Annotated in this window: 13 protein-coding genes; 11 read left to right on the top strand and 2 right to left on the bottom strand. The window is 26.8% G+C overall.

Annotation, left to right across the window (positions count from 1 at the left end):
- Positions 1 to 156 precede the first annotated feature (156 nt).
- Both IC173_RS05240 and IC173_RS20670 read right to left on the bottom strand, forming a co-directional pair.
- Positions 157 to 342, bottom strand: a complete 186-nt coding sequence (locus IC173_RS05240) for an AbrB/MazE/SpoVT family DNA-binding domain-containing protein (RefSeq protein WP_227855254.1) — start codon at positions 340 to 342, stop codon at positions 157 to 159.
- Positions 343 to 570: 228 nt separating this feature from the next.
- Positions 571 to 699, bottom strand: coding sequence for a hypothetical protein (locus IC173_RS20670; protein WP_255613314.1), 129 nt, complete (start codon positions 697 to 699; stop codon positions 571 to 573).
- Between the two features lie 396 nt (positions 700 to 1,095).
- On the opposite strand from IC173_RS20670, the gene IC173_RS05245 reads away from it, so the two are divergent.
- The 11 genes from IC173_RS05245 to IC173_RS05295 all read left to right on the top strand — a co-directional run bounded on the left by IC173_RS05245 (position 1,096) and on the right by IC173_RS05295 (position 13,334).
- A complete protein-coding gene (locus IC173_RS05245) occupies positions 1,096 to 2,460 on the top strand; it encodes a hypothetical protein (RefSeq protein WP_227855255.1) in 1,365 nt (454 codons plus the stop codon).
- Between the two features lie 21 nt (positions 2,461 to 2,481).
- Positions 2,482 to 2,973: a zinc ribbon domain-containing protein gene (locus IC173_RS05250; protein WP_227434928.1), complete on the top strand. Its 492-nt coding sequence runs from the start codon at positions 2,482 to 2,484 to the stop codon at positions 2,971 to 2,973.
- Between the two features lie 257 nt (positions 2,974 to 3,230).
- On the top strand, positions 3,231 to 3,902 hold the full coding sequence (locus IC173_RS05255) for an N-acetylmannosamine-6-phosphate 2-epimerase (RefSeq protein WP_227855256.1): 672 nt from the start codon (positions 3,231 to 3,233) through the stop codon (positions 3,900 to 3,902).
- Positions 3,903 to 3,952: 50 nt separating this feature from the next.
- Complete coding sequence (locus IC173_RS05260) at positions 3,953 to 4,834, top strand: N-acetylneuraminate lyase (protein WP_413926681.1); 882 nt, start codon at positions 3,953 to 3,955, stop codon at positions 4,832 to 4,834.
- 33 nt (positions 4,835 to 4,867) lie between these two features.
- Entirely contained in the window at positions 4,868 to 6,370 is a 1,503-nt protein-coding gene (locus IC173_RS05265; RefSeq protein WP_227434925.1) for a sodium:solute symporter, read from the top strand.
- Positions 6,371 to 6,527: 157 nt separating this feature from the next.
- A complete protein-coding gene (locus IC173_RS05270; protein WP_227434923.1) occupies positions 6,528 to 6,980 on the top strand; it encodes a YhcH/YjgK/YiaL family protein in 453 nt (150 codons plus the stop codon).
- A gap of 162 nt (positions 6,981 to 7,142) precedes the next feature.
- A complete protein-coding gene (locus IC173_RS05275; RefSeq protein WP_227434922.1) occupies positions 7,143 to 7,946 on the top strand; it encodes a sialate O-acetylesterase in 804 nt (267 codons plus the stop codon).
- Between the two features lie 56 nt (positions 7,947 to 8,002).
- Positions 8,003 to 8,890 (top strand): ROK family protein, encoded by an 888-nt coding sequence (locus IC173_RS05280; RefSeq protein ID WP_227434920.1) that lies wholly within the window; start codon positions 8,003 to 8,005, stop codon positions 8,888 to 8,890.
- 18 nt (positions 8,891 to 8,908) lie between these two features.
- Positions 8,909 to 9,757: a MurR/RpiR family transcriptional regulator gene (locus IC173_RS05285; RefSeq protein ID WP_227434919.1), complete on the top strand. Its 849-nt coding sequence runs from the start codon at positions 8,909 to 8,911 to the stop codon at positions 9,755 to 9,757.
- 62 nt (positions 9,758 to 9,819) lie between these two features.
- Entirely contained in the window at positions 9,820 to 10,509 is a 690-nt protein-coding gene (locus IC173_RS05290) for a Crp/Fnr family transcriptional regulator (RefSeq protein ID WP_227434918.1), read from the top strand.
- Between the two features lie 185 nt (positions 10,510 to 10,694).
- Positions 10,695 to 13,334 (top strand): diguanylate cyclase domain-containing protein, encoded by a 2,640-nt coding sequence (locus IC173_RS05295; RefSeq protein WP_227855257.1) that lies wholly within the window; start codon positions 10,695 to 10,697, stop codon positions 13,332 to 13,334.
- Positions 13,335 to 13,410: the final 76 nt, after the last annotated feature.

Here is a 13,410-nt window from a genome sequence, read left to right on the forward strand (position 1 = left end):
CCAGTATATATTTTTTACAATTTATTAGAATAAAATTCATATATTGGGAAATATTAATAGTAAATAAATAATTGTTGCTATAAAGTAGAAATTATCTTTAAAAGCACAAATTAATTTACAGTCTCTAGTAACTGGAAATAGTTACTACCTCTTTTTTTATTCATTTTCAGCTTTCTCAATAATTATTTTTCCATCTTCGAAAGTAACAAGAACATTTCTTTCATCAGGGTAAATATTCATCTCTTTAATCCATGACATTGGAAGTATCAGTCTTGGTGTAAAAGAACCTTTGCCACTTTTATTAAATCCAATTCTAAGTTTTCTTTGCTCCAATAATATCATTCCTTTCTACTATTAATGAATGCCAACAATAATAAAGTGAATACCAAAGCTATAAGAGCTTTAAAAGTAAAACTTATTATTATGTTAATAATATTTAAAACTATAGTGATACCAAGGATAATCATACAAATTCTATAAAATTTATTATTCATATTAAATTAAAAAATGTGTTATAATGTTAGAAAGAAGTTACCTAGAAGGAAGGACTTTTCCTTCTAGGATTGGAACTTATAATTCTTTAATCAATCTAAGTATTGCGAGTACTAGATTAATTAAAACTAATGTGAAAGAGAAAACATTTTTAATTTTATTAAATTTGTTTTCTCTTTTATTTTTTCTTCTTTCTAATCTCCCCACTTTCTCTGTCCTCCCTTCTTAATTTTTTATTTTCTTACCTCCTTTCTATATTTATATTATACCATCACGTGACGTGAAAGTCAATATATATTCCATATTTTTCAATAAATTTATATTAATGAACTATGTTTCTTTAAAATAAAAATAAACGGTGGCAAAACCTAACTTGCCACCATCTTGCCACCGAAAATAAAGAATAGAATAAATTTAAATTAAGCATAATAAAACATAAACAACAAAACTGACATCAATAAATTATTGAAATACCAACACTTGTGAAAAAATAACAACAATAAACAAATAAAATAGATAAATATATCCAATTAAGGTATAATTAAGTTTTATATGATATAGTTATATTTGATAATTGACAATGGTAAAACTTGGAGGGAAAAAATGGATGAAAAAAAAATAGATAATATGAATTATTCATATAGTAACTATTCTAAAAAAACAGGTAAGCCAACTAGAAAAATAAAAAATAATAACCTTACACTTGAAACTAAAGAAGATAAACTTTGTTCTAGTTGCAACAAAGAAAATAATCCTAAAGATAATTACTGTAAATTTTGTGGAAATGAACTTTATGAAATAGTATCATTAAAATCGAGCGAAACAAAACTTGACTTAAAATCTAAAATAAAAGAACTCTCATATCACGCAAATACAAGAGGGATATTTTTAACGACCTTTTCAACTATATTCATATTGCTTGTTATTTCGTTAATATTTAAGGCTATAATTACTATTCAATTTAATGATATCAGTTACATGATAAATCCAGCACATATAATGTTAGCCCTTAATCTAGGTCAAATTAGTGTATCTATGTCTACCATGATGGGTTCTGGATTTATAAGTGCAAATATAGGATTGTTAATATTACTTATAATTCCTGTTTTAGGATTAATTATATCAAATTTAATTTTTATGAGAAAAAGATGTAAGGATTCAAAAACTACATTAGCCAATTCTCTTGGAGTGGGAATTTTCTATGGATTAATTTTAGCTATTTTATGTACTTTTACTAATGTTAAAACTAGCTCACATAGTATGCTAGAGTATGGATATGCCTTAGAGTATAGTTATGAATTTTTTAGTGCACTTTTAAATGGATTTGTATTAGGATTTATATGTACATATATAACTAATTATAGAAAAAGCTATGAAAAAGAAAATATGTATATGTTCCTTTTTTCAAATGCTATTAAAATATTCATATTAGGTTATGTTTTAGTGTTAGCAATACTTTTTATATTAACTATATCTGATAGTAGTTATTTAAATGAATTGAATATGAGTGGATATTCAAGTGGTATCGATTTATTTGCTATATTGCCACAAATTGCTAGTTACATGTGGGCTTTTGCAAATGGAATTTCGGTAACAATAATAAATTCAACAGTTTCAATGCTTAGCTTAGGCTCATCCTCTTTATTTGGAGATACTAAATTAATGTTTTATGCAATGGGAGCTTTGTCTGCATTAATAATTTTATTAAATGGATATAAATTAAGATTTAAATATGATACAGATAATATTAAACCTGTAATAATATTTAGTATATATTATGCATTTTTAATGGGTATGTTGGCTCTATTTAGTACTTTTATACTTGATAGTAATATTAACTTCTTTAATACAACTAGCTATGGAACAACTCTAGTTATGCAATTTAAATTGTTCTCAACTATTATAATTTCATTTATATACAGTTTTGTGATATCTTTAATAGGATATAAGCTAAACTCAGCTGATTAAATATGATTGGAGGAAACTTCTGTGGAAGAAAATAATAAAAAGACAGTAGATGATAAATTTTCTAAGGTTAAGAAAAGATTTGGTAATGGAAAATTTAAGATTGAATTATATAAAGAAAAATCAAAGATAAATAGAGAAATTGATGATATTCAAGAAAAGAAGAGTAAAATATTTTTAGAAATGGGAATGTTGACTTATCAAAAAATTAGAGAAAATTCTATTGATGATGAGTGTTTTGATAAATTCTGTGATGAGTTATTAGAACTTGATAAGATAATTTATGAAAAAAATATGGAAATTAATGATATGGAAATTGCAGAAAGCAATGTAACTTGTGAATGTGGCTATATTGGAAATATAAATGACAAATATTGCGCTGAATGTGGTAAAAAATTTGAATTAGATAATGATTGCGATAATTTTATAGTTTGTGGTTATTGTGAAAGTGAAGTAGATTCGGAATCTGAGTTTTGTCCATGTTGTGGTAGAAAAATTATTATGGATTTAGAGTAATATTGGGGAACCTATGTATTATATACATGGGTTTTTTTATTGAAATCATTTGTATCTATATAGGAATGAAAATAAAAACCAAAAAAATGAAATAAATTTTCTTAAAACTGTGAAATATAAGGAAATACTTGGAATAAATCTATAAAAAAATAGAATTAATAAAAAAATATGAAAAAATATTGCAAAGAAAAAGTTTTCATGTTATTATTAATACATAAATTAAGAAAATAAATTTCAGAAATGAGGTAATCGAAAAAATGCTAGATAAGGTAAAGGGAAGACTAATAGTATCATGCCAAGCTTTAGAAAATGAGCCTCTTCACAGTTCTTTTATAATGGGTAGAATGGCTAAAGCTGCTCAAGAAGGCGGAGCAGTTGGCATTAGAGCACAAGGAGTTGATGATATTATTGAAATAAAAAAAGTTACTGGACTTCCTGTTATAGGTATTATAAAGAGAAATTACGAAGATTCAGATATATATATAACACCAACTAAAAAAGAAGTAGATGAGCTTTTAGCAACAGGATGTGAGATGATAGCACTGGATGCTACTAATAGAGTTAGACCAAACAATGAAGATTTAAAAGAAATTATAAATTATATAAAAGAAAATAATGTTTTAGTAATGGCTGATATTTCAAATTATGATGAAGCTGTTAAGGCGCAAAAATACGGTGTAGACTGCGTTTCAACTACATTATCTGGATACACTCCATATACAGAAATTTTAGATGGTCCAGATTTTGTATTGATGGAAAGATTGGTTAAAGATTTAAAAATACCTGTAATAGCAGAAGGAAAAGTAAATACTCCTCAAGATTTAAAGAAAGTCTTTGAAATTGGAGTTCATTCATCAGTTGTAGGTTCAGCAATAACAAGACCACAATTGATAACAGAAAAATTTGTTAAAGCAATTGAAATTAATTAAAAATTAATTATATTTAACTATATTTGAAAATTAAAATTGGAGGTAAAGATATGAGAACAACAGATATGAAAGGAATTTATTCAGCATTATTAGTTTCATTTGATAAGGAAGGAAATATAAACGAAAAAGGGTTAAGACAAATAATTAGACATAATATAGATGTTTGTAAAATAGATGGTCTTTATGTAGGAGGAAGTACAGGAGAAAACTTCATGCTTTCAACTGATGAAAAGAAAAAAATATTTGAAATAGCTAAGGACGAAGTAAAAGAAGAAATAAAGTTAATAGCTCAAGTTGGTTCAGTTAATTTAAAAGAAGCTGTAGAGCTTGCTAAATTTACAACTGATTTAGGATATGATGCTATAAGTGCTGTTACACCTTTTTATTATAAATTCGATTTTGAAGAAATAAAACATTATTACAATACAATAATAAATTCTGTAGACAATAGATTAATAATATACTCTATACCATTTTTAACTGGTGTTGATATGAGTTTAGATCAATTTGGAGAATTATTTGAAAATGAAAAAATAATAGGTGTTAAGTTTACAGCAGCAGATTTCTACTTATTAGAAAGAATGAGAAAAACATTCCCAAATAAATTAATATTTGCAGGATTTGATGAAATGATGTTACCAGCTACAGTTTTAGGTGTAGATGGGGCAATTGGTTCTACATTTAATGTAAACGGTATCAGAGCTAGACAAATATTTGAACTAACGAAGAGTGAAAAAATATCAGAAGCACTTGAAGTACAACATGTGACAAATGATTTAATAACAGATATATTAGGAAATGGTCTATATCAAACAATTAAATTACTACTTGAAGAACAAGGCGTTGAAGCTGGATACTGTAGACAACCTATGAAAGAAGCAACTGATGAAATGAAATCAAGAGCGAAAGAAATATACAGAAAGTATTTTTAATAAAAATACTTTTAGTATGGGAGGATTGGTCAAATGGTAGGATTTACTTGGATAGATTTTGCAATACTAGTAGTTTACTTATTGGCAGTTTTATTTGCAGGATTGTTATTTTCAAAGAAGGAAATGAAAGGAAAAGAGTTCTTCAAAGGTGATGGAACTATTCCATGGTGGGTTACATCAGTATCAATATTTGCCACATTATTAAGCCCAATATCATTTTTATCACTAGCAGGTAATTCTTATGGTGGAACATGGATTTTATGGTTTGCACAATTAGGTATGTTTATAGCTATACCTTTAACAATAAAATTCTTCTTACCTTTATACAGTAGATTAGAGATAGATACTGCATATGAATACTTAGAAATGAGATATGAAAGTAAAGGACTTAGAGTACTTGGAGCTTTAATGTTTATAATATACCAAATAGGACGTATGTCTATAATAATGTATCTACCATCAGTAGTTTTAGCAGGTCTTACAGGAATACCTGTAAATGTGTTAATAATAGTTATGGGGGTAATAGCAATAATTTATTCATATACAGGTGGATTAAAAGCTGTTTTATGGACTGACTTTATACAAGGCATGGTACTAATAGTAGGTGTTACAGGTACGCTATTTTATTTAATATCAAGTATAAATGGCGGATTTGGAACAGTGATGGATACTCTTACAAGTGGGCATAAGTTCTTAGCAACAAATGAAGTTATGTTTGATAAAAACATACTATCTACAAGTGCATTTATAATATTTGTTGGAGCTGGTCTTAATACTTTTTCATCATATGTATCAAGTCAAGATATAGTTCAAAGATTTACTACAACAACTGATATAAAACAACTTAACAAAATGACATATGGAAATGGTGTTTTATCAATGGGACTTGCAACAGTATTTTATCTAATTGGAACTTGTTTATTTATATACTATACTCAAAACCCAGATTTAGCACAAACAGTTCAACAAGACCAAGTATTTGCATCATATATAGCTTATGAATTACCAGTAGGTATAACAGGAATACTACTTGCAGCAATATATGCAGCATCTCAGTCAACTTTATCAACAGGGCTTAATTCAGTTGCTACAAGCTGGACTTTAGATATACAAACTATTATAACAAAAGATATGAGTATGGAAAGACAAACTAAGGTTGCACAATATATATCATTAGGAGTAGGTATACTTTCTATAGTTGTTGCAATAATCTTAGCAAATGGAGAAATAAAGTCAGCATATGAATGGTTCAATAGTTTTATGGGGCTAGTTCTAGGAGTTTTAGCAGGAATATTTGTACTTGGTGCGTTTTGTAAAAGAGCAACTAAAATGGGAGCATATATTGGATTTGCAGTATCAGCAATTTTAGTTGTTTATCTAAAATATAGAATGCCAGAAGTAACTTCTTGGGCTTATTCTCTAATAACAATAACTACTTCTGTAGTAGTAGGAACAGTATTTAGTGCAATAGAATCTAAAGTTAAAGCAAAAGTATCTTTACCAAAAGCTGAAACTACAGTTTATTATGAAAAATAATATAGAATTTAAATAAGAAATTATCCTATAGAGTGGCTAGATTAGAGTGATTAGATATATAAATAATCTAGCTACTCTATAAGAATGTATAAAGAACTGTATATGTAAAAAACCTGAAAGTAGAATATACTTAAAATTATATAGGGAGATAGTGATTATGATATTTGGAAGTATAAATCATAGTAAGACATATTCAACATTACACGAAGACTTACTTAAGTGTTTTGAATATGCTAAAGAAAATTCATTGATAGATTACGAAAAAGGGACTCATACAATAGATGGTGATGATATCTTTGTAAATATTGTTGAGTATAAAACTTGTGAAAAAGAAGAAAGATTCTGGGAAGCTCATAAGAAATATATAGATGTACACTTGATGCTAGATGGATGCGAAAGAATAGATTTGAATTTTATAGAAAATTTAGAGCAAAAGACATATGAAGAAGATAGTGACTTTTTGCCTCTTGATGGGAAAAACAATGGCTATGTTGAACTTAGAAAAGGTGATTTCTTAGTATGTTATCCAGAAGATGCACATATGACAGCAATAAAAGTTTCAGAAAAAGAAAATATAAAAAAAGCTATTTTTAAGGTTTTGGTTAGATAATAAAAATTTATATAACTACTAAGGCTGAAAATAGTGATTTAACTTTCAGCGATTAGTGATATTTCGTAAATTTTAGTTAGATTACTATTTTCAGCCTTAGTTTTTTATAAGAAAGTTTAAATAGATATTAAAAGGTTTAGAATTGTATAGAGGAGTTAATTTATGGATAAAATAGATGTATTTTTATTAATAGGACAAAGTAATGCGAGAGGCTTAGGAAATCCAAAAGACAGTGTTATTCCAAATGAGAATTGTTTTGAATACTTAAGTAGCAACGAGATTATAAACATGAGATGTGAATTAGAGACTTCTGAAGGAGATGGTACTATAGCACCTGCATTTTCAAATGAGTGGAATAGACTTACTGGTAATAAAGTTTGTTTTATACACAATGCAAAGGATGGGTCAAGAATAAAAAATTGGAATCATGATAATAACTGGTTTTTAAATGACACTATAGAAAAATTTAATGCAGGGTGTAATACTTTAAGCAAGAATTATAAAATAACAAATAAATATGTTATTTGGATTCAAGGTGAAAGTGATGCAAAGTATGGTAGTGATGTTTTATACTATAAAGAGAGTCTAAAAAAAATTGCATATAGACTAAAGGAAGAATGTATCATTGATAAAATGTTTGTTAGTTTAACTGGTTATTGGCTTGGAGAAGATGAATATTTTGTTAGAACAAGACGAATTGCAGCAGCACAAGAATTTGCTTGTAATGAATGTGACATATTAAGCATAGGAAGCAAAATTGCTATGAAATTTCATGACCAAGGTCTAACTATTGATGATGTACATTATAGTCAAGAAGGTCTTAATATGTTGGGAGAAGATTTATGTAAGAATATTTATAAATATCATATAACTGAGAAAAAAATTATATTAAAGGATACCATAGATTTATCAGAAGCGAGAAAATATATCTGTGAGTTGGAAAAAATAAATAAAAAATTCATGTAATATAAAATTTTAATTAGTAATATTGGTTATAAAAATAATTTGTATGGAGATATGTTATGAAAAATTACGTTTGTATAGATATTGGAGGTACTTCAATAAAATATGGATTTATTAGAGAAGATGGGTTAATAATCGATAAATCCAGTTTAGATACTGAAGCAAAAGAAAAAGGTGGACCAGGAATATTATCTAAAATAAAGAAAATAGTTAAAAAATATATGAAAGAAAACAATATTGATGGGATATGTATATCAACTGCAGGTATGGTTGACCCAATTGAAGGTAGGATAGTATTTGCGTTAGAAGAATTAATTCCAAACTATAAAGGTATGGAATTAAAGAAAGAGATAGAAAAAGAATTTAATATAAAATGTGAAGTTGAAAATGATGTTAATTGTGCTGGCCTTGGTGAAATGTGGCTTGGAGCAGGTAAGGGAGCAACTTCTTCTATATGTATGACAATAGGTACTGGTATTGGTGGTTGTGTTATAATAAATAATAAGCTTATAAATGGATTTAGTAATAGTGCTGGTGAAGTAGGATATATGAATATGAATGGAAGTACTTTCCAAGAACTAGCATCAACTAGTAGTTTGGTAAAAAAATTAGCAAAAATAAAAAATATGGATGAAAATGACCTAAATGGGAAAATAATTTTTGATTTAGCAAAGAATAATGACGAAGATTGTTTAAAAGAATTGGATAATATGATAAAATCATTAGCAATTGGTATTGCAAATATATGTTATGTAATAAATCCTGAAGTTGTAATTTTAGGTGGTGGAATAATGGCACAAGAAGAATTTCTAAAACCTAAAATAGATAGAGCATTAAAGGAGATTCTTATAGAAAGAGTTTATAAAAATACTAATGTAGAATTTGCAAAGAGACAAAATGATGCAGGTATGCTTGGGGCATTGTATAATTTTTTAAACAAAATATAGAGAATAGAAGGTTTTTTAATGAGTATTTTAGAACAATTGGAATCACCAGCTTTTAAAGTTACAAAGTCAGATAAATTATTGATAGCTTATATAAAGGAAAATATAGAGGATGTATTTTATAAACCAATATCACAAATTGCTAAAGAGAGTAATATTGGTGAAGCAACTATAACTAGATTTGTTAAAAAAATGAAGTTTAATGGGTTGCAAGACTTTAAAGTTACTTTAGCGCAAGAAATATCAAGTAGTAATAAAAAAAATATTATAAATAAGAATATACAAAATGATGAGCCAGCTTTAGATACAGCCAAGAAACTTTTAAACTCAAATATAACTACTTTAGAGAATACTGTTGAGATAATCAATAGTGTAGATGTTCATGACTGTGCAAGACTTATAATAAATGCTAAAAAGGTTTACTTTATTGGTATTGGATATTCAGGTATAATAGCACAAGATTCAAACTATAAGTTTATGAGAATTGGGCTTAATTGTGTAAGTTTTGATAGTAGTCATACTATGATAATGATGTCTTCTATAATGGAAGAAGGAGATTTAATAGTTGCAATTTCTCATTCTGGGGAAACTGAAGAAATTATAAAAACTGTAAAACTTGCGAGAGCTAATAATGCTAAAATTATATCTATTACTGAAAATAAAAATTCTGAATTAAAGGATATTTCAGATGTGCACTTATCTTATGTATCTGGGGAAACTGTATTGGAAACTGGTTCAATATCCTCTAAATTGGCACAATTTTTTATTATTGATTTAGTATATACACAGGTAGTAAAAGAACTTTCAAATGAAGCTATTGAAAGAAAAATCAAGACTACAAATGCTATAAAACTGTTTAAAAATGAATAAAATCAGATATTTGTAATACTTTATGTGGTTTTCTTAAAAATTTAGTAATGGGGAGATTTTACATGTCTAAATTAAAAGACTATGATATTGACAAAGTAATACTTTTTAATAATTTATGTAGTGAAACTAAGAATCAACTTAAGGAAAAAGCTAAACTAAAAAGATTACAAAGAAAAGAAATTTTATTTTATGAAAAAGAACAATTGGACAGAGTATACGTACTTTTAGATGGGAAAGTATCTATTTTTAAGATAAGCGAAAATGGTGAGAGAAAGGTGATTTTTATATTAAATAATGGAGAAATTATAAATGACATTACCTTTGATTTTACGAAGAATTCTGCTGTTGGATGTGAGGCATTTGAAAATTCAATTGTGTCTTATTATAGCATTGAAGAATTTACAGAAATTATGAAAAATGATTTTCAGCTTACAAAAGATATTATTTCTTATATGGAGAGAAGGACAAGACGTTTATATAGACAGTTAAAAAATTCAATATCTATAAAAGTAGATAAGAAATTAGCAGCAAAATTGTATAGATTAAGTAAAGAGTTTGGAATTTATTGTGGAGAATGGACCTTATTAAATGTAAATCTTACAGTTACATATTTAGCTGATATGCTTGGCTGTAAAAGAGAGACAGTTTCTAGAATGATAAAAGTATTGCAAAAAGAAGAACTTATAAAGATTGATAATAAAGGTTTTTATGTAAAAGAAGCCGAACTATCAAAATACTTTAAAAATAATTAATTATAATTAAATAAAGATATTATTAAGAGAATCTATCCATAGATTCTTTTTTATTTATCTAAAATGATAATATTTGCCTTAAGTTTATTGAAACAGCTTAATTCTGATAGTATAATTAATTTAATATAAACAGTAAATATACAGATGTTGACACAGCTTCTATACTCAGAAAGGGATGTATCAAAATGAAAAATAAAAAATTCATAGGTTATGCTTTAGGTTTGATTTTTATATGTGTATTTGTGATGTTTTCTCTTTGGGATTTTACCTATAATGTTAATTCATTAGTAGAAAAAAGTAAAAAGATGCATTTAGAAGAGTTGTCATTGCAAAGTTCAAATACTATAAATGTTAAGCTTAACTCACTAACAAAGTTTATAAATAGTATTTCTAAAATTATTTCAGAGTCAGAGGGTATGAAGAAAGAAGATATAATGAAATTGCTAAATGATGTATCAAAGGAATCTGATTTTGAAAAAATCTATATTGCATATCCAGATGGTACAGCCTATACAGGTGATGGAAAGGTCTATAATATATCACAACATAGCTATTTTAAGAAAGCAATGAAAGGGGAAAGCAATATTTCAGAAATCATAAAATCATCTGTTAACAATGAAAATAGTTTTATAGTAGCGTCTCCTATGTACAAAAATGGTAAAGTGATAGGGGTTCTGTATGGTTCTTATTATACAAGTAAATTAAGTGAATTTATAGATGTGACTAGTTTTAATGGAGAAGGAAGTACATATATATTTGAAAAATCAGGAAATCTTGTCTTAAAATCTACTCCAGGAGAAACTGATGATACCATAAATAATGTTAGCGATTTTTTTGATTTTATTTATGTTAGAGAAGATTACAGTTATAAAAACTTTATTGAAGATATATCAAATAAGAAAAGTGGATTTTTAGAATATAAATTTAAAGGAAATGAGGAATATGCCACGTATACTCCAGTTGGTATAAATGATTGGTATGTATTGTCTTTTATTCCAAAGACTTTGATAGTGAAAGAGATTTCTAAGATAAACAAACTTGCAATTATATTAACAACTAAAAACTTCATAGCACTTTCAATTTTGATTTTAATTGTATTTTATAAAGAGAAAAAATCCAAAGAAAAGCTTGTAAAAGCAAATCTAGAGATATCTTCACTCACTAACAATATACCAGGAGGTGTTTTTAAATGTAGTGTAGGTGAAAAATATGAATTTGTGTTTTTAAGTGATGGATTTATTAACCTGTTTGAATATACTAAAGAAGAGATAAAATCTATGTTTAATAATAATTTTTATGATGTAATTTATAAAGATGATGTAGATAGAGTGAAAAATGAATTTGCACTTCAAATATTAGAATCAAAAGTAGTTGAAATAGAGTATCGAATGATTACTAAGAGTGGGAATTTTGTGTGGGTTGTAAATAAGTGTGAGCTTATAAAAGATTCTGATGGAAAAGAGTATTTCTACTGTGTGTTGGTTGATATAACAGATTTAAAAAAAGTAGAAGAAGAACTTAAGATTAATGAAGAAAGGCTTAGAATAGCCTTATCCAAGACTTCTAACATAGTATTTGACTATTATATGCATACAAAATCTATACATGTCTCTAGTGATGTATCTTTAATATATGGACTACAAAAAAATATTGAAAATGGCATAGAATATTTTATAGATTCTGGGATAATACATCCTGACTTTGTTGATGTGTTTAGAGAATCTTTTAATAAAATGGAAAAAGGTGAAGAAAGTGTAGTATCTGTAATAAAAACAAGACTAGTCAATGGAAAATATATATGGAATAGAATGACTCTAACGAGTCTATTTAATGGAGCAGAAATTCCAATTAGAGCGATAGGTCTACTAGAAGACATAAATGAGCAAAAAAAAGCTGAAATGCAATATAATCAAGAAGAGCAATATAGAAAAGCTATGTTGTCTGAAGCAATTGCTATATATGAAATTAATTTTTCTCAAGATAAATTTATATCAAGTAATATAAAGCCTGATAACAATTTAGGCTTAAGACCTGCTGGAAAATATTCTGAAGTAATGGAGGCTATTGTTGACGATATAGTTTTTATTTCAGATAGGGAAAACTTTAAAAAAGTATTTTATTATGAAAATGTCTTAGATTCATATAATAAGGGAGTAAATGAGTTAAAGTTAGAGTATCGAAGATATGACATTAATGGTAAGATTTTATGGGAACTTTGTACAATGCATTTACTTAAAGACCCCCAAAGCAATCAACTTAAAGGATTTGCGTACATTAAAGATATAGACAAACAGAAAAAAGAAGAGATTGAGCTTAAATTTAAAGCTGAACGTGATATATTAACAGGAATTTATAATAAAGGTACAACTGAAACTCTAATAAAGAGATTTTTGAGTTTAGACAGAGTTAAAGAAAGTAGTCATGCATTTTTTATTATTGATTTAGACGATTTCAAAGCTATTAACGATAATTTAGGGCATGTCTTTGGTGATAAAGTATTAGTTGAAGTATCAAAAAAATTAACTTCTATTTTTAGAGAGGATGATATAATTGGACGTATTGGTGGAGATGAGTTTGTAGTTTTCATAAAAAATATGAAGAATATAAAATTTATTGAAAACAAAGCGATTGAGCTATGTAATGCATTTAGAAATTATTATACTGGAGAAAATAAGTCATATAAAGTTTCTTGTAGTATTGGAATATCTATTATGCCAAATCATGGAACAACTTTTATTGAATTATATGAAAAAGCAGATAAAGCTCTTTATCATTCAAAAAATCAAGGAAAAGATAGATTTATTATATTTAATGACTCTATTTAAAGTTTAAATGCAAATGGAGGGCTTAAATTTTTAATATAAAGAATATTAAGTTGAATAAGAATATTTTAACTATCTT

This window comes from Clostridioides sp. ES-S-0048-02 (assembly GCF_020658495.1).
Lineage (GTDB): Bacteria > Bacillota > Clostridia > Peptostreptococcales > Peptostreptococcaceae > Clostridioides.